Origin of the sequence: Halocynthiibacter sp. SDUM655004, assembly GCF_026015885.1 — a bacterium.
GTDB lineage: Bacteria > Pseudomonadota > Alphaproteobacteria > Rhodobacterales > Rhodobacteraceae > Falsihalocynthiibacter > Falsihalocynthiibacter halioticoli.
The window spans coordinates 1,248,844-1,267,585 of record NZ_JAPDUG010000001.1 but is presented as its reverse complement, the minus strand read 5'-3'; the positions used below and the strand labels follow the sequence as shown (position 1 = coordinate 1,267,585).

The following is an 18,742-nucleotide window of genomic DNA, read 5'->3' as shown; positions in this document are numbered from 1 at the left end:
GTAAAAATTAAAGAATACCCCAAGCGTCGCCCCAGAATGGGCTTGTGTCAAGAATTTGCCTCCAAACGCGCGATTTCGCCGCGTATTCCCTGCGCCAGAAGCTCCGCAAACCGGTTCAGCCGCTCGACCCGCCGGTCGTCCATATGTCGCACGAGGTAAAAATTGCGGGTGAGCGAGATTTCGTCGGTCAGGATTTTCGTAACATTCGGCGCGGCCGGAATAGCAAAATCATGAACAACACCAAGCCCCCCGCCCGTGCGCACCCAGTTGAACTGCACCGATACGGAATTAGAGCCAAGCGTCACGTGATCCGCCCCCGCTTCCGAGAGGTAATCCAGTTCCTTGTCGAAAATCATATCGGGGATATAGCCGACAATCCGATGCCCCTTTACGTCTGCCAACGTACGAATTGGTGGATGCTCGGCAAGGTATTCGCGGCTCGCGGCAAGATGAAGATGATAGGCTGAGAGTTTCTGCACCGTAAGCCGCCCTGCACTTGGCGGGCTTACGGTTATTGCCATATCCGCCTCCCGTTTAGAGAGGTTAAACACCCGTGGTAGCGCAATAATTTGCACCTCAAGCCCCGGATGCGCGGCGCATATCTCCGCACAGACCTGCGGCAAAAGATAGTTCGCACACCCATCCGGCGCACCAATACGGATCGCTCCGGTCAGCCCCCCTGCATCACCCGCAACATCAGAAAACGCCTCACCAACCGCTTGCTCTGCGCGGATCGCGTGCTCCAAAAGCCGCTGCCCTGCCGTTGTGATCGCGTATCCCTGCGGTGATTTGGTGAACAGCGCGGCATCCACCTGCTGCTCCAACTGAGCAATTCGGCGCCCCACGGTGGCCGGATCAACGCGCAAGACCTTACCTGCGCCGGAAAGGCTCTCTGCCCGCGCAACAGCCAGAAACACCCTTAGATCATCCCAACGCGCCATGCTGCCTCGTACCAATAAAAATGCAAAACCTTTTTGAGAACTTGCCTCTTTTACATACAATTTTGCAAGCCTATTCTACGCCCGACGCATAGAAACCCTCTATGCACGCAGTTTTCACGGAGGAGAATATTCCATGACCGAACTCACCCATTTCATCAATGGCAAGCACGTCAAAGGCACATCCGGCCGCTTTGCAGACGTGTTCAACCCAGCGACAGGCGAAGTGCAGGCCAAAGTGCCGCTCGCATCACAAGCCGAACTTGATGCCGCCGTTGCCGCCGCAGCCGAAGCGCAACCTGCATGGGCCGCAACAAACCCACAGCGTCGCGCCCGCGTGATGATGAAAGCCGTACAGCTTATCAATCGCGATATGGACAAGCTCGCCGAAGCCCTGTCCCGCGAGCACGGCAAAACTTTCGTTGACGCCAAAGGTGACGTGCAGCGTGGCCTCGAGGTAATCGAATTCTGCATCGGCGCTCCGCACCTCCTCAAAGGCGAATTCACCGATTCTGCTGGCCCCGGCATTGATATGTATTCGATGAAACAGCCGCTCGGCGTTGTGGCAGGTATCACACCGTTTAACTTCCCTGCGATGATCCCGCTCTGGAAAATGGGGCCTGCGCTGTCCTGCGGGAACGCCTTTATCCTCAAGCCAAGCGAGCGCGATCCTTCCGTGCCGCTGATGCTCGCCGAAATCTTCCAAGAGGCTGGCCTGCCTGATGGCGTTCTTCAGGTGGTGAACGGCGACAAAGAAGCCGTGGATGCGATCCTTGATAACGAAACCATTCAGGCCGTGGGCTTTGTTGGCTCCACCCCAATCGCTGCGTATATCTACGAGCGCGGCTGTGCGAATGGGAAACGCGTACAGTGTTTCGGTGGCGCGAAAAACCACATGATCATCATGCCAGACGCCGATCTTGACCAAGCCGCTGACGCCCTTGTTGGCGCGGGTTATGGCGCGGCGGGCGAGCGGTGCATGGCGATCTCTGTTGCAGTTCCCGTGGGCGAAGAAACCGCTGACAAGCTCATCGAGAAGCTCATCCCGCGCGTTGAAGCGCTCAAGGTTGGCCCTTACACAGCTGGCGATGACGTGGACTACGGCCCCGTCGTAACAGCAGCGGCCAAAGCCAACATCGAAGCATTGGTTGAATCCGGTGTACAGCAAGGCGCAACGCTGGCCGTTGATGGCCGAGGCTTTAGCCTGCAAGGCTACGAAGACGGCTTCTTTGTCGGCCCGCACCTCTTTGACCACGTCACACCGGACATGGACATCTATAAGAAAGAGATCTTTGGCCCTGTCCTTTCGACCGTCCGCGCAGGCTCCTACGAAGAAGCCATCGGCCTCGCCCTCAGCCACGAATACGGCAACGGCACCGCGATCTATACCCGCGACGGCGATACCGCCCGCGATTTTGCCAACCGGATCAACATCGGCATGGTTGGCATCAACGTGCCAATCCCTGTGCCGCTGGCCTATCACACGTTCGGCGGTTGGAAAAAATCCGGCTTTGGCGACCTGAACCAACACGGCACGGATGCGTTCAAATTCTACACACGCACCAAGACCGTAACCTCCCGTTGGCCTTCGGGCATCAAAGAAGGCGGCGAGTTCAACTTCAAAGCCATGGACTAAACACATCGGGCCGGAGCACACCTCCGGCCCTTTTTCTATCCAAAACTTTTCACCGCAATCTTGCGGCTTGCAATACTCTTGCAACATTGAAAAACTAAACAAGCGTTCAATTCACGAGGATCGGAGGAGCCCCCATGGATTTTGCACTTACAGACGAGCAATCCACAATCTACGACATGGCCTTTGCCTTCGGGCAGGAAGAGATCGCACCCAATGCCCAAGCCTGGGAAGCGGCGGGCGAAATCCCGAAAGACCTCTGGCCCAAACTGGCCGAACTCGGCTTCGGCGGGCTTTACGTCAGCGAAGAAAACGGCGGCGCGGGCCTCACTCGGCTTGACGCAACGCTGGTGTTTGAGGCGCTTTCGGCAGCCTGCCCTTCGGTGGCGGCGATGCTCTCGATCCACAATATGTGCGCCGCGATGATCGACAAATTTGGCAGCGAAGACCTACGCGCAAAATATCTCGGTGATGCGATCACCATGGAACGGCTCTTTGCCTACTGCCTGACTGAACCCGGCTCCGGCTCCGATGCCGCCGCGCTCAAGGCCCGCGCTGAAGAAACAGAAAGCGGCTTTTCCCTCACGGGCACAAAGGCGTTCATCTCCGGCGGCGGCTACGCAGACGCCTATATCGTTATGGCCCGCACCGATGGAGACGGCCCCAAAGGCATTTCCGCTATGGTTGTAGAAGACGGAACCGAAGGGTTGAGCTTTGGCGGTCTGGAACAGAAAATGGGCTGGAAAAGCCAACCCACGCGCCAAGTGCAATTGGACAATTGCCACATTTCTGCCACAAACTTACTCGGCGAACGCGGCAAAGGTTTCACATATGCAATGGCTGGGCTTGATGGCGGACGTTTGAACATCTCGGCCTGCTCTCTTGGCGCGGCACAGAACGCACTCAACCTAACGCTGCAATACATGGGCGAGCGCAAAGCCTTCGGTAAATCCATCGACCAGTTTCAGGCACTACAATTCCGCCTCGCGGACATGGAAATCGAAATGCAAGCCGCCCGAACGTTCCTACGCCAAGCCGCGTGGAAACTTGATACCGGCGCCCACGATGCAACCAAATTCTGCGCTATGGCGAAACGGTTTGTCACCGAAACCGGCAGCAAAACCGCCAACCAATGCCTGCAACTTCACGGCGGCTATGGCTATCTCGCGGACTACGGAATCGAAAAAATCGTGCGTGACCTGCGCGTCCATGAAATCCTCGAAGGCACCAATGAAATCATGCGCATGATCACCGCGCGCACCCTACTGGCGGAGCGAAACCAATGAGCCTCATCCACGCCCGAAAACAAGGTAAAATCGGCCGCATCACCCTCACCCGCCCAAAGGCGATGAACGCGCTGTCGGCTGCGATGTTGGCCGAGTTAAGCCCCGTTCTACGCGATTGGGCAGAGGACGATAGCGTCGCGCTGGTTGTGATTGACGGCGAGGGAGAAAAAGCTTTTTGTGCAGGCGGCGACGTTGCCGAAATCCACACTTGGGGCACGAGCGGTCAGGTTGAAAAAGCCCAGAAATTCTGGCGCGAAGAATACCGAATGAACGCCGAGCTGTTTGAATATCCCAAAGCTATCGTGAGCCTCATGCACGGCTATGTTATGGGCGGCGGCGTCGGGCTCGGATGCCACGCCTCACATCGCGTTGTCTGTGAGAACTCGCAAATCTCAATGCCAGAGACCGTGATTGGTCTCATCCCTGATGTAGGTGGAAGTTGGCTCCTTGGCCAAGCTCCTGGTCGCCTTGGGGAATACCTCGGGATTACGGCGGGACGCATGGGCCCTGCCGATGCAATTTTCGCCGGTTTCGCCGATACCTATATCCCGCAATCCGAATGGCCCGCACTGATCGAAAAACTGGCTGAAACTGGTGATTTCAACGTTGTCGATACCTTCGGCCAAACGCCGCCCGCTGGCCGCTACGAGCCGATGATGGACGACATAAACGCACATTTTGCGGGCGAATCCATGGGCGATATCGTCCGCAGCCTGCGCACGCAAGACACTGATTTTACGTCCAAATGCCTGGACTCCATCGCATCCAAATCCCCCATCTCCATGTGCGCAACAGTCGAACTCATCCACCGTCAGCGCGCCTCTAACCTGACAATCTGGAAAGTGCTGGAACAAGAGTACCGCTTCACCCATCGCGCCATCGAAGAAACCGACTTTATCGAAGGTGTCCGCGCGCGTCTGATCGACAAAGACAACGCGCCCGTATGGAAACACGAAAGCGTCGAAGATGTTCCGCCGGTACTGATTTCCCGCCTCTTGATGCCGCTTGGCAAGGACGGATTCAGCAAAGAAGAGAAAGGCCAAACTATGAAAATCGGTTTTATCGGACTCGGCAATATGGGTGGCCCAATGGCAACCAATCTGGCCAATGCGGGCCATGACGTTAACGGTTTTGATCTCGTTGCGCCCTGCCCTGAAAAAGTTAACAAAGCCGCCAGTGCACAGGACGCCGCGAAAGATGCCGATATCGTCATCACCATGCTGCCGAACGGCGCAATCCTGAAATCCGTGGCCGAAGATATCCTCCCCGTTATGAAAGACGGCGCCTGCTTGCTTGATTGCTCCACCGTCGATGTGGAAAGCGCACGCGCAGTGAGCGAAGCCGCCGAAAAACGTGGGCTTCTCGCCGCTGATGCACCGGTTTCTGGTGGCATCACAGGCGCGGCAGCAGGCACCCTCACCTTTATGGTCGGCGGGAGCGAAGAGGCCTACAAGGCTGCACTTCCCCTGCTTGATATCATGGGCCAAAAATCTGTTCACTGTGGCGATGCGGGCGCGGGTCAAGCCGCCAAGATCTGCAACAACATGATCCTTGGCGTCACTATGATCGCCACCTGCGAAGCCTTTGCAATGGCTGACAAATTAGGGCTGGACCGCCAAAAAATGTTCGACGTGGTCAGCACCTCCTCTGGCTATAGCTGGACCATGAACGCATACTGCCCCGCTCCCGGCGTCGGCCCCCAGAGCCCCGCTGACAACGATTATAAACCTGGGTTTGCAGCGGAACTCATGCTGAAGGATTTGGGCCTCTCGCAGCAAGCTGCAGAAAGCGTCGATGCCGATACGCCAATGGGAAAAATGGCACTGGCGCTATATGAGAAATTTGTTGAGGACGAAGACGGAAAAGGTATGGATTTCTCTGCCATGCTCCCGCGGTTCGAAAAGCGTGGTCGGGAATAGTTTAGACCCAGTATTTCGGCGCACAGAAGTGCTGCGGTTTCCGCATCAACTTGGTTAACAGTGCATAAAGACGACTTAAGAACCATTAACGCCGCGGAGAACACCCGCGGCGTTAATCTTAATTAATCCTAACAAAACCGGATTATTCGGCGGCCAATCGCTTCGCGCCAAGCATTTCCTTCAGATAATGCCCCGTATAACTACCTTCGGTTTTCGCAACCTGCTCCGGTGTGCCTTTGGCAACGATTTTACCGCCGCCATCACCACCTTCAGGGCCAATATCAATGATGTGATCCGCCGTTTTGATAACGTCCAAATTGTGCTCGATGACGATCACTGTATTGCCCTGATCAACAAGCTCGTGCAGCACCTCCAGCAGCTTTTTCACATCCTCAAAATGAAGCCCCGTCGTCGGTTCATCCAGAATATAAAGTGTGCGCCCTGTCGAACGTTTTGCCAGCTCTTTTGAGAGCTTCACCCGCTGTGCTTCACCGCCGGAAAGTGTCGTCGCTTGCTGTCCGACTTTGATGTATCCAAGCCCGACACGCATAAGCGCATCCATCTTGTCACGAATGCTTGGAACCGCTTGGAAAAACTCCTGCGCATCTTCAACAGTCATATCAAGAACGTCGGCTATGCTCTTGCCTTTAAATCGAATTTCCAGTGTCTCACGGTTGTAGCGCGCGCCATTACAGGTCTCGCAAGTCACATAGACATCAGGCAGGAAATGCATCTCGATCTTGATGACACCGTCCCCCTGACAGGCCTCGCAACGCCCCCCCTTCACGTTGAATGAAAACCGGCCAGGCTTATACCCGCGCGCTTTCGCTTCGGGCAGACCGGCGAACCAGTCACGGATGGGCGTAAAGGCCCCTGTATAGGTCGCTGGATTGGAGCGTGGTGTGCGGCCGATCGCGCGCTGATCAATGTCGATCACCTTGTCCAGATGCTCCAACCCCTTGATAGTTTCACACGGCGCAGGCGTCTGTCGCGCACCGTTAAGGCGCATGCTTGCTGTCTTGAACAATGTCTCGATGGTCAGCGTCGATTTTCCGCCGCCAGATACGCCGGTTACACAGACGAATTTCCCAAGAGGGAAGTCCGCAGTAACGTTTTTGAGGTTGTTCCCCGTCGCTTTACAAACCTTAACATGTTTACCATTTCCCTTGCGCCGTTCAGCAGGAACCGGAATCTCGCGCACACCGCTCAGGTATTGCCCCGTAATCGACGAGGCCTCCGAAACGATCTCTTCTGGTGTGCCTTTCGCAACGACCTCTCCGCCATGGACACCCGCCCCAGGGCCGATGTCGAACACATAGTCCGCCTCGCGGATCGCTTCTTCATCATGCTCGACCACGATGACTGTGTTGCCCTGATCTCGCAGGTTTTTCAGGGTCTTAAGCAAACGACCGTTGTCACGTTGATGCAGACCAATCGAAGGCTCATCCAACACATAGAGAACGCCTGTGAGGCCTGAGCCAATCTGGCTTGCCAGTCGAATACGTTGGCTTTCGCCGCCTGAAAGTGTGCCTGAATTTCGGCTCAGCGTAAGATAATCCAAACCGACGTTGTTAAGGAATCCTAACCGTTCACGGATCTCTTTCAGGATCGCACGGGCAATTTCGTTTTTCTGCTTGCTCAGCGCCTCGGGTACACTCTCGCACCATTCAAGAGCTTCACGGATCGACATCTGGACCACCTGCCCCACATGCAATCCGCCAATTTTAACCGCAAGCGCCTCTTCACGAAGCCGGTAGCCACCACAAGCACCACAGGGGCGGTTGTTCTGGTAGCGCTCGAACTCTTCTCGAATCCAGTTGCTATCCGTCTCTCGATAGCGACGCTCCATGTTGGGAATGACACCTTCAAACGGGCGCGTTACTTCGTAAACGCGGCCTCCTTCGTCGTAGCGGAACGGGATTTCTTCTTTGCCGGAACCGTAAAGAAATACTTGCTGCGCAGCCTTGGGAAGGTCTTTCCACGCGATGTTCTTATCAAATTCGTAATGCTTTGCGATGGCTTCGATGGTTTGCAAGAAATACGGCGATTTGCCCTTTCGCCATGGCGCAAGCGCCCCATCATAGACCTTTAGGGTGACATCCGGCACGACCAGCCGCTCATCGAAAAACAGCTCCATTCCAAGACCGTCACACGTTGGGCAAGCGCCGAATGGTGCGTTGAACGAGAACAACCGCGGTTCAATTTCAGGGATTGTGAAGCCGGACACAGGACACGCGAACTTCTCGCTAAAGGTGAACCGTTCGGGCTCCTCCTCACCACGTGGCGCAGTCTCTAGAATTGCGATACCATCGGCCAGATCAAGCGCGGTTCGGAAACTGTCTGCAAGACGGGTTTCCATACCTTCACGCACCACAATACGGTCGACGACAACGTCGATATCATGGCGGAATTTCTTGTCCAATGTGGGGGGCGCATCAAGCTCATAGAACTCGCCATCAACCTTGACACGCTGGAAGCCTTGCTTTCGTAAGTCTATGAATTCTTTACGGTATTCACCTTTACGGTCGCGCACCATCGGCGCGAGAAGATAGCCGCGCGTGCCCTCTTCCATAGCCATGACGCGATCCACCATATCCTGCACCTGTTGTGCCTCGATCGGCTTGCCAGTTGCGGGGCTATAGGGCGTACCGGCGCGCGCAAAGAGCAAACGCAAATAGTCGTAAATTTCAGTGACCGTCCCGACGGTCGAGCGCGGGTTTTTACTGGTGGTTTTCTGCTCAATACTGATGGCTGGTGACAGGCCGGAGATATGATCAACGTCCGGCTTCTCCATCATATCGAGGAACTGGCGCGCATAGGCCGACAGAGATTCGACGTAGCGACGCTGCCCCTCGGCATAGATCGTGTCAAACGCCAAACTGGATTTCCCGGAACCAGAAAGACCAGTCACAACAACGAGTTGATCCCGTGGAATATCAACGTCAATCGACTTGAGATTATGCTCGCGCGCGCCGCGAACTTCGATGTTTTTCAACTCGGCCATGACCCACCTCTTAAGACTTCTTTAAGGGATAAGGCAAAGCGAGGGGGCTGCCAAGCAGAAATGGAACATAAAAGGAACATTTGCTGAATATATCGCCCTGAACGCCAACACGAATGCGTGAGCCTATGCCGCCCTAAACGAAAAACGCAAAAGGGCCGAAGCATCCCTGCTCCGGCCCTCGGAAACTTATTGCAAATCGATCAGATGTGCAGCGCGCGGCCGTAGGCGTCCAGCACACTTTCGTGCATCATTTCGCTCAAGGTTGGGTGCGGGAAGACTGTATTCATCAGCTCTTCTTCAGTGGTTTCGAGCGTGCGGCCCACCACATAACCTTGGATCAATTCGGTAACTTCGGCACCAACCATATGCGCGCCAAGAAGCTCGCCTGTTTTCGCGTCAAACACCGTTTTCACCAAGCCTTCAGCTTCGCCCAGAGCAACGGCTTTCCCGTTGCCAATAAACGGAAATTTACCAACCTTAACGTCGTAACCCAGCTCTTTGGCCTTAGCTTCGGAATACCCGACAGAGGCAACCTGTGGCTGACAATAGGTACAGCCCGCGATGCTCTCTGGTTTGACCGGATGCGCATGTTTACCGGCAATGAGTTCGGCAACCATAACGCCTTCGTGGCTGGCTTTGTGAGCAAGCCAAGGAGCGCCAGCGATATCGCCGATCGCATAGAGACCATCAACACCAGTGCGGCAGAATTCGTCTGTAACAACGTGCGTGCGGTCGATCTTGACACCCAGCTCTTCGAGGCCAAGGTTTTCACAGTTGCCGACGATACCAACAGCAGAGATCACGGTATCAAAATCGTGCTTCTCGACCTTGCCGCCCACTTCGATATGTGCGGTGACTTTGCCTTTGGCGCGGTCGAGTTTCTTGACCATGGCTTTTTCCATGATCTTCATACCCTGCTTCACGAACTGTTTCTTCGCGAAGGCAGAGATGTCTTTATCTTCAACCGGAAGCACACGATCCATCACCTCAACAACGGTCGTATCCGCACCCAAGGTATTGTAAAAGCTTGCAAATTCAATGCCAATCGCGCCGGAGCCGATGACCAGCAGCTTTTTCGGCATCCGCACAGGATCAAGCGCGTGCTTATATGTCCAAACCAGATCACCATCAGCCTCAAGCCCAGGAAGCTCCCGTGCGCGGGCGCCAGTGGCGAGGATTATGTTCTTGGCGGTCAGCTCTTCGGTGCCTTTGTCGGACTTTACCGAAACCTTGCCCTTGAGCACTTTTGCTTCGCCCATGAACACCGTGACTTTGTTCTTTTTCATCAGGTGTTTGATGCCGCCAGCCATTTGCTTGGCCACACCGCGCGAGCGGGCGATGATCTCTTTGAGGTCAAAGCCGATCTTCTCGGCAGAAAGGCCAAATTCCTTGGCGCGTTCCATCTGGTGGTAGATTTCGCTCGACCGCAGGAGCGCTTTCGTCGGGATACATCCCCAGTTCAGGCAGATACCGCCAAGGTGTTCGCGTTCGACAATCGCAACATTCATCCCGAGTTGTGCCGCACGGATCGCCGCAACATAACCGCCGGGGCCGGCCCCGATAACGACAACATCAAAAGATTTGGAAGACATGAAAAAGCACTCCGTTTCAAGAATTAGTTCAATACTAAACTATCTTGAAATACACATCAACAGCCCTGCACCCGCCGCAAGTGACGCAGGGACAGGCGCTTTGATTTTAAACGCCTTTTTTTATGCGCTTAGAGCCTCGACAGCTAATTTATAGCCGCCACCTTTAAGAAATTCGGCTTCCAATGGCATTTCTTCGCGATCCAGAGCCGTGTTCCGATAAGGGAATCGGCCAAAGCGACGGATCACATACCGATGCGCTTTTGCATGAAGAAGATTGTCATCGCCGCTCTCCGGCATCCGCTCTTTCATCAGGCGCACACAGCGTTCCTGATCCGAGAGACATTCGGAGTGCATCAAAGGAAGATAGAAAAACTGCCGCGCAGGCTCGTCGATCTTCATATCCCATTTGCGATCAATCGCGCATTTCGCCGCCGCCAAGGCTTTGGCATCCGATGCAAAGGCTTTACCCTCGCCGCGGAACATATTGCGCGGGAACTGATCCATTAGAATGAGATAGGCAAGGACACCGCTTGGATGGGTAAGCCAAAGGCCAAGTTGCCCGGCCATCGCCGCCTCCCACGTCGGAAGCGCGAAGTCGCGAATACGCGCATCAAGCTCCTCGCCGCCCATGTACCAGCCCTTCGGCCCTACTTCATCCAGCCAAAAGGCAAGGACGTCTTCTGATTTCAGCATGGCAAACCTCCATTGCTGCGACCTGTCCCCCGTAAACGAATCGTCGCAAAACATTTACAATTTGGCAAGAAAAACCATGCTTTAGTGACGGTTTTGTGTGTCTTCTTCGTCAAGTGCGGCCTCAATGGCCACTTCTTGCGCGAATTCAACAGCTGCCGGAGAAGCTTGCGGGAAAACCGGAGCATAGGCGCCGGTTGCATCTGTCTGATGTGCTGGGCGCTGCGACATCCGCCAGAGCGCGTACCCTGCGACACCAAGCATCAACAGCGCGAGCAACCCGAAATAGGCCCCCGCCCCCACGAAATCCATGCCCCAGCCGAGCACCAACGGGCCGCCAATTGCACCAACACCGGACGCAAAGATCATACCGCCGGAGGCCGCCGCCATTTGGTCGTGCTCCAGATAGTCATTGGTATAGGCGATGAGGAGCGCATAGAGCGGATTGGACGTACCGCCGACCATAAAGCCCGCCAGCACGAGCAGCGGGAAGTAATCCCCCGCCAACACACCAAGCAAAGCTCCGCCGCCGCCCAAAATCGCAATCGCAAAGATTAAAACGCGGCGGTCCATTCGGTCAGAGAGCCAGCCCACCGGATATTGCAGCACCAGCGCGCCAACATAGATCATCGACACAAACACCGAAATTTCCCGAACGCTTAGACCAGCCTGCAAACCCCAAACCGCCGACATGCCGAATTGAACCGCGAAGACGCTGCCCAATAGGAAAATCCCGACAATCCCCAAAGGCGAAATTCGCCAGAGCTCCAAGAGGCTGAGTGGTTCGGTGCGCTCAAACGCTGGGATCGGAACAACCGACAGCAAAATCGGTGCAAAGGAGATCGAAACCAGCACGGAAGCAATGATAAACAGCGTGTAACCAGAGGGATCCCCAAAGGCCAAAAGCGCTTGCGCAGAGACGATGCCGACCATTTGAACAATCATGTAAATCGACAGCGCCTTACCGCGGTTTTCGTTGTCCGCCGCATCATTCAGCCAGCTTTCGGCTGTTACATAAACGCCAGAGAAACAGAACCCGATGAGCACACGCCCGATGAACCAACCGCTCGGATAATCCACAACCACAGGATAGAGGATCATGATCGCCGAGATAAAAGAGCCGAGGGCAGCAAACACACGCACATGCCCCACCCGCCGGATCATCGCAGGCGCAAGCCGCGAGCCGCCAAGAAACCCAATGAAATAGCCCGTCATAATGACCGACATCCAAAGGGTCGAATATCCCTCGATTCCGCCACGAATACCAAGGAGCGTACCCTGCAGGCCGTTGCCCACCATCAGGAACATCACTCCAAGAAGCAAAGCCCAACTGCTGCTCAAAACCTGAAACATCGCGCGTTTTCCTGTTAGATTCGGATGAAGCGGGCCAAGTCGGCGGCTTTCACCCTTTATTTCAATTGCTTACACTATCATCTCGCGGGCGCACCCGCTTCTGGCACCTTGTCGAACCCCACCCTGCCTGAGTGGATTTGAAACGACAACCCGTTGTGATTTTACGGCGTGGATCACTTCCACCGGCGGCGTGATAATGCTTGCCTAGCCGTTTCGCCAAAGGAGCGAACTGTCACCATAGGAGAAGAACCGGTAGCGGGTTTCTATGGCGTGGTCATAGATTTCTTTGGTGTGCTCCGTGCCGATAAACGCAGAAACAAGCATCATCAATGTGGACTTCGGCAGGTGGAAATTAGTCATCAACCCATCAGCCACCTTAAACTCAAAGCCCGGCGTAATGAAAATATCTGTCGGCCCAACCCATGGCGCGATCTCACCTTCGCGGGCTGCAGTTTCAATCAACCGTAGCGCCGTGGTTCCAACGGGGATCACCCGACCGCCCTTGGCTTTGGTGTCGCGAATGTCGGCGGCGGCGGCTTCGCTCACTTCGCCCCATTCGGCGTGCATTCTGTGTTCGGAAATATCATCAACCTTCACAGGCAAAAACGTCCCGGCGCCCACGTGTAGCGTAACATAGGTGATGTCTACGCCCTTGTTTTCTAGCGCTTCAAGCATCTCGCGCGTGAGATGAAGCGAAGCCGTCGGCGCGGCAACCGCCCCTTTGCGGCGGGCAAAGACAGTTTGGTAATCCTCTTTGTCCTGCGCATCGGCGGGACGTTTGGCAGCGATATAGGGCGGCAACGGCATTGCCCCCGCTTCTGCCAAAGCTGCATCAAAATCGTCTCCCGTAAGGTTAAATTTGATCCGTCCCTGGCCCGCATCTTTCGCAACAAGCTCAGCAGTCAAGCCAGCGGAAAATTCAACAGTTTCGCCCTCGCGCAGCTTTTTGAGCGGCTTGATCAACGCGCTCCAGCTTCCGTCTGCTTCGGGGGCAAGCAAGGTCACTTCGATCCGTGCTTCGGTTGGCCCTTGCGCGCTATCGCGGCGACGCACGCCAAAGAGCCGCGCAGGGATAACTTTGGTATCATTCAAGACAAGCCGATCACCTTCGCGAAACTGCCCTAAAAGATCTGCGACATGCAAATCTTCAATCGCTGTTCCGTCAGAGACCAAAAGCCGCGCCGCTTCGCGCGGAGAGACTGGCCGCGTTGCGATCAAGTCCTCTGGCAGGTCAAAATCGAAATCCGAAAGCTTCATACCGCATCCTTATGGCGTCATTTGGCAAAAATAACCGGTTACACCCAAACAACGGGCGTCGCGCGGTTTACGCGCTTTGTGGCGTATTGCAAGCCCAAATCCTGCGCTAGTTCGCCGGTTCGATACCAGAAGGCGGCGGCGGCGGGGCAACACGGAAAATCTCGCGGAACATCCCGGGCGTCAGGATCGAGAACGGATTTACCGCAATGCGTGGCGCGGCAGTCGTTCCTGTCAGATCATAGTTAAAGCCGAAGAGCCCTTCGCCGCGGCGCGTCAGGAACGAGCCAATCCCGTTCAAGAGGTAGAACGGGCTGATAACGCCCGACATATTGAGCGTATTGGATTTCGTATCAAACTGCCCCGCCATCGAAACTCCAAGGCTTGCGCCGACAGCGCTACTTCGGGTCAATGTCACGCGATTTGGCTCAATAACAAAATCGGCGATCACATCGGTAAAGAGAAGCCCTGTATCGTCAAGCTGCTCTAATAGCCCGACAACAGAAATCGCGTTCAAAAGCCCCGCGAGCGCAGGCGCATCCTTTACCCGCACGCCATTGGCCGTCAGGCGGCCATTGTAAGTTCCGGGTTGGGCGCGTGGCGCAAGAATAAGGTCCATCGCGCCTTTGGTCGCGGATTTAAACAGCCCTGCCGCGCGGAAGGCTCCGCCCGCATCTTCTGAACGTACGCGAACGGCAGTGCCATGTTCGCTCGGCGCGACGGTACCGCTCACAGGAACCTCACCGTTGAGCCGCCCGTTAAACGTTCCTTTGAAGCCCGCTCCACCTGTAAAATTGCCGCGAAAACCGCTAAGGCTGATCTTGTCCGACACGACCAACCGATCAAGCGCCAGCGTAATCGGCGCACCACGTGTTGCCCCACCCGACGCGCCGCCATTGCCGCCAAGCTTCAATCCGCGCACATCAATTCGCCCGCCAAGCACCTGAATTTCCGGAGCAGCGCCTTTGCCCCGCCCCCGAAGGACGACAGGCGCATCAAGCCAATTGCCGACGCGAACGCGGGAAAACTCCGCCGCTTCAAAATCGCCATCCGCGCCAACTCCAACTTTACCGTTTGCCGTAAGTCCGCCGACTTCGATCTCAAGCGCGTCAATCTGTGGCGGTGTCCCCAAGAGGCCAGAAACATTAAGCCGCCCTGTCTGCTTCTCTGAACTTGACCATCCAAGCTCCGGTATCCGCAACCCCAACTGGTTTAGGTCAGAGCTAAACGTAAAGGCAGGCGGTTCATCTTTTTCCATGCTGATATCGATATCGGCAGTTCCGGCACCGCGTAGCATCCCCTTTGGTAGGCCAAGGTTAAAAGCTGACACAAAGCGCTCCGAAAGCTCAACACTGCCAGAGACTTTGCTGTTACCGATATGCTCCGGCCCGAATTGCTTTTGCCAGAGCGCATTAAACGGCACCCCGTTCTCTGCAGCGGTGCGCGCTTCATCGGCGGCGGTGAAAAGCCAGCCTTGGCCGGAAATTTCCATCCCTTCGGTGTTAACCGAAAGCGCTAGCTCAGGCGCAACAAGATGCTTTCCCGCAACGATTTTGTCAGAGGTCACCCCCCGTAACGCACCCTCAACATTGTAATCGACATCCTTGAGTTGAACCTTCTTCACGATGTCAAAACCGAGCCGCGCGGAAAGGTCTGCTTGTCCGTTTGCGATATCCAATGGCTGTCCGTTTTTGCTGAGGAAGTTAAACGGCTCCATGTCGAGCAGTGCGAGCGCCGCAGGAATTTCGCCGCGCACCTTCATATCCACCACCATCGGCGACGGGCGCAGCCGTACATCCGGCATTGAAATCACCGTTCCAGCCACATCAAGCCGCCCGCCGTTTGGCGCGGTTACGCCGCCATCCTCAACCACAATCGACATGGTTGGCCCGAACAGCGTAGCATATCCACGCCCGTTCTCGACCGGCGGCAAAGATTTCATATAGCGCACCTGCGCATCGCTGAACTGATAGCCAAGCGACGTGCGCGGCTCGGTTCCGGGGCTGGTGCGGATTGCGGCATTCACATCATGAATACGCCCGCCGGTGACGTTCTTGTTGAGCCAGCCTCGGGTACGCGGCGCAACTTTCACGGGCCAAAGCGCAAGCAGGCTGTCGTGGTCAATCGTGTTGATTTCAAGATCAAGTGCGGTCTGCCAACCTTCAGGCTCTGTGCTGACCCGCCCCTTCGCAAGAATGTGGCGCTCCGCCGTGGTGAGCGAAAGCTGCCCGATATCAAGGCTAAACGGATCAAGCCGAAGCCGCATATCCAACGCTCCACCGTCAAAAACAGCGGGCTCCGGCAGGGTTTCGGCGGGGTTCATGGCAAAGTTCTGAACCTGAAACTGGGTCACAAGGGCGTTGGGCCGCTGTCCTTCCCATTCTTGCAGATAAGAAAAGCCCGTTGCTGCAAATTCGCCCGTCTGGGTACGAACCTTCACCTCGTCGAAGGTGATTTTGGCGGTCTCCGGATCATAGCTGAAATAGGTTTTGGCATCGCGGAAGACGATGGGGCGCGTGTTTGCCGTGGGCTGAAGCGCACCAGCACCGATTTCGAGCGTTCCATCGAGATCTCCAAGCCGCCCATCCGGAAGAATTTCGCTCCGTAGAGCGCCGGAAATCGGCGCATCCAGCACCCCGAGCCATGATAACGCAGGCGATTGAACCGCGATATCACGCGCGTCCACATCACGTACGGTCATGCCGAAGGTCGCTGCAACACCCTCGCGCGGGGCCGAAAGCGCAAGCGCAATCGGCGCCGCCGCGCCATCATCCATCTGCACCGAAAACGCAACCGCCACGTCAATCTGACCGCCAAGCGTGTTCATCGCCAGCGCGCCGTTTCGCACGGTCCAGGACTTGCCGCTCTGCTCGTCTACCATGTCGAAATCAAGCTTTCGTATCGACACATCCTCAATCACGTTCAGCGTTGGCAAATCAAAAACCCGCTTAAACGACAGGATCACCTCGTTGATATCCCCCGTCGCCGCGAGGCCCGATCCGACTTCAGGACCAAGCGAGACGTTAAGCTGCCCGCCCCTGTCACGCCGCAGCGCGATCCGCGCACCTTCCAGATTTACCCTTTTCGGATGCAGCTCCGCACTAAACAACGGTGAGGTGGCAAAGACGGCCTGCACCCTGTCGAAATGCGCCAGCGGCTTGCCATCTCCGCCGAGATAAACAACATCGCGCAACACAAGATCGGGCGCGAGCCCATCGACAAGCTCAACACGCGCGCTGCCAATCGCAACGGTCCCCGCTGGAATCGTTTCGTTAAGCCGTTCTTCAACCTTCTGGATCACCCAAACTGGCGTATCGACCCCGCGCTTTAGCAACGCAAAGGCCACGCCAACAACGATCACAGCAACCGAAAACAAGCTGAATATCGTGAAAACGCCGATCTTGTGATGGGTTTTCATCTGACGCTTTGGCTGTTTGCGGTTTGGCGCGTCTGGTTCTGGTGTTGTGTCAGCTATGGTCGGGCCCTCGAAAACCGAGCCGCAATCTGCTGGCCCGTTCCTGTGGTTTTTATCTTGGCCCAAAGCAGGGTACAACAAAACCCGATTCTGCAATGAGGACAGACATGACACCACCAATTGATCCAAACCAGCCAACCGACGCACTCATCGAAGGCGCTCAAGCGCCGCGTTTCGCATTGGCCACGGCAAGCGGCCCGATTTCGAACGAAAGCTTTTCCGGCAAGACAGTTGTTCTGTTCTTTTATCCGCGCGATAACACCCCTGGTTGCACGACCGAGGCGCTCGAATTCACCGCGCTCATCGAAGAGTTTGCGGCCGCCAACACCGTGGTCGTTGGAATCTCCAAAGACACGCTCAAGAAACACGAGAATTTCGCTAACAAACACGACCTAAAAGTGCTGCTCGCCTCGGACGCGGATAGCACCACCTGCGAGGATTTTGGCGTGTGGCGGGAGAAGAAGATGTACGGCAAAACCTTCTATGGCATTGAGCGCAGCACATTTCTTCTTGATGGTGCGGGCCGTGTCCAACGGATCTGGCGCAAGGTCAAACCAGCAGGTCACGCTGCCGAAGTGCTTGAGGCCGCCAAGGCGATTACACAATGAGCAATGAGACAGCTTCCGAAGCAGTGACATTGCCCAAACCTTTGGCGGAAATGGCGGATGACGTCCTTCGGACAGCCGATGCGCGCGAAAAAACCGCGCTCTCGCGTCGCTACGCCGCGCTTTGGCAAGAGGCACGCAAAAATGGGCAAACGCCCGACATTGGTACCGCCTCGCCACCTGACTCGCCTGCGCGCCCCACAGAGCCGCCGCTTCTTGATCCGCGCGATGTGCCCCGCCGTAAACCTGGCACGCCGGAAGGTCGCATCGCGATTCTGCATGCTGTGGCGCATATCGAATTGAACGCGGTGGACCTGCACTGGGACATCATCGCGCGGTTCGGCCATGTAAAAATGCCCATCGGTTTCTATGACGACTGGGTCAAGTCTGCGGACGAAGAATCCAAACATTTCAACTTGATGGCGGATTGTCTTGAAGCGCAGGGAAGCCATTATGGCGCCCTTCCTGCGCACGCGGGCATGTGGCGCGCCGCCGAGGATACCGCCGAAGATTTGATGGGGCGGCTTGCGGTTGTTCCTATGGTTCTGGAAGCGCGCGGGCTCGACGTGACACCCGGCATGATCAAGATTTTCAAGCAGGCAAAAGACACCAAAGCCATCGAAGCACTTGAGGTGATCTATGCCGAAGAAGTCGGGCATGTGGCCTATGGAAGCAAGTGGTTCCATTTCCTTTGCGGGCGCCACGACCTTGATCCAAAAGACGTCTTTCACGATCTGGTTCTCAAATATTTCCACTCGACCCTGCGCCCACCCTTCAATGAGGAAAAACGTGCCGAAGCCGGAATCCCACCGGATTTCTACTGGCCGCTCGCCGACGAGATGCACAAAAATTAGGCAGTCAAATTAATTTTCCCTTAAATGCAGGACATGTGGTCGCCGAGTTCGGCGAGATTTCGCCAGTTTTTCACCTATATGCACACTCTTTCCTAAAGAAACTTGATCGATTTAGCGCAAACGTCTAATCACCTTACTG

12 protein-coding genes are annotated in these 18,742 nt (G+C 55.7%); 5 read left to right on the top strand and 7 right to left on the bottom strand.

Translation table 11 applies throughout. From position 1 onward, the window contains the following. Nucleotides 1-47: 47 nt before the first annotated feature. The gene (locus tag N9C89_RS06200; RefSeq protein ID WP_263952965.1) at nucleotides 48-941 is read right to left on the bottom strand and encodes a LysR family transcriptional regulator; all 894 of its coding nucleotides are present in this window, start codon (nucleotides 939-941) and stop codon (nucleotides 48-50) included. Nucleotides 942-1,074: 133 nt separating this feature from the next. Between N9C89_RS06200 and N9C89_RS06195 the strand changes: the two genes are divergently transcribed. From N9C89_RS06195 to mmsB, 3 genes are all read left to right on the top strand, one after another. Next, nucleotides 1,075-2,574: a CoA-acylating methylmalonate-semialdehyde dehydrogenase gene (locus N9C89_RS06195; protein ID WP_263952964.1), complete on the top strand. Its 1,500-nt coding sequence runs from the start codon at nucleotides 1,075-1,077 to the stop codon at nucleotides 2,572-2,574. 134 nt (nucleotides 2,575-2,708) lie between these two features. Further along, nucleotides 2,709-3,857 (top strand): acyl-CoA dehydrogenase family protein, encoded by a 1,149-nt coding sequence (locus tag N9C89_RS06190; RefSeq protein ID WP_263952963.1) that lies wholly within the window; start codon nucleotides 2,709-2,711, stop codon nucleotides 3,855-3,857. Beyond that, entirely contained in the window at nucleotides 3,854-5,776 is a 1,923-nt protein-coding gene (gene mmsB, locus N9C89_RS06185; protein ID WP_263952962.1) for a 3-hydroxyisobutyrate dehydrogenase, read from the top strand. Before N9C89_RS06190 ends, mmsB begins: the two co-directional genes overlap by 4 nt. A gap of 142 nt (nucleotides 5,777-5,918) precedes the next feature. Here the strand turns inward: mmsB and uvrA are convergent, their stop codons facing one another. The 6 genes from uvrA to N9C89_RS06155 form a co-directional block, all read right to left on the bottom strand. Then, the gene (gene uvrA / locus N9C89_RS06180; RefSeq protein WP_263952961.1) at nucleotides 5,919-8,780 is read right to left on the bottom strand and encodes an excinuclease ABC subunit UvrA; all 2,862 of its coding nucleotides are present in this window, start codon (nucleotides 8,778-8,780) and stop codon (nucleotides 5,919-5,921) included. A 200-nt stretch (nucleotides 8,781-8,980) separates the two neighbouring features. Beyond that, on the bottom strand, nucleotides 8,981-10,372 hold the full coding sequence (gene lpdA / locus N9C89_RS06175) for a dihydrolipoyl dehydrogenase (RefSeq protein ID WP_263952960.1): 1,392 nt from the start codon (nucleotides 10,370-10,372) through the stop codon (nucleotides 8,981-8,983). A gap of 120 nt (nucleotides 10,373-10,492) precedes the next feature. Then, entirely contained in the window at nucleotides 10,493-11,065 is a 573-nt protein-coding gene (locus tag N9C89_RS06170; RefSeq protein ID WP_263952959.1) for a DUF924 family protein, read from the bottom strand. An 81-nt stretch (nucleotides 11,066-11,146) separates the two neighbouring features. Continuing rightward, nucleotides 11,147-12,415: an MFS transporter gene (locus tag N9C89_RS06165; protein WP_263952958.1), complete on the bottom strand. Its 1,269-nt coding sequence runs from the start codon at nucleotides 12,413-12,415 to the stop codon at nucleotides 11,147-11,149. Nucleotides 12,416-12,619: 204 nt separating this feature from the next. Then, nucleotides 12,620-13,672 (bottom strand): tRNA preQ1(34) S-adenosylmethionine ribosyltransferase-isomerase QueA, encoded by a 1,053-nt coding sequence (queA, locus tag N9C89_RS06160; RefSeq protein WP_263952957.1) that lies wholly within the window; start codon nucleotides 13,670-13,672, stop codon nucleotides 12,620-12,622. A 106-nt stretch (nucleotides 13,673-13,778) separates the two neighbouring features. Then, a complete protein-coding gene (locus N9C89_RS06155; protein WP_263952956.1) occupies nucleotides 13,779-17,225 on the bottom strand; it encodes a hypothetical protein in 3,447 nt (1,148 codons plus the stop codon). A gap of 26 nt (nucleotides 17,226-17,251) precedes the next feature. On the opposite strand from N9C89_RS06155, the gene N9C89_RS06150 reads away from it, so the two are divergent. Both N9C89_RS06150 and N9C89_RS06145 read left to right on the top strand, forming a co-directional pair. Further along, on the top strand, nucleotides 17,252-17,752 hold the full coding sequence (locus tag N9C89_RS06150) for a peroxiredoxin (protein WP_263952955.1): 501 nt from the start codon (nucleotides 17,252-17,254) through the stop codon (nucleotides 17,750-17,752). Beyond that, nucleotides 17,749-18,603: a ferritin-like domain-containing protein gene (locus N9C89_RS06145; protein ID WP_263952954.1), complete on the top strand. Its 855-nt coding sequence runs from the start codon at nucleotides 17,749-17,751 to the stop codon at nucleotides 18,601-18,603. The genes N9C89_RS06150 and N9C89_RS06145 overlap by 4 nt, the downstream gene beginning before the upstream one ends. Nucleotides 18,604-18,742: the final 139 nt, after the last annotated feature.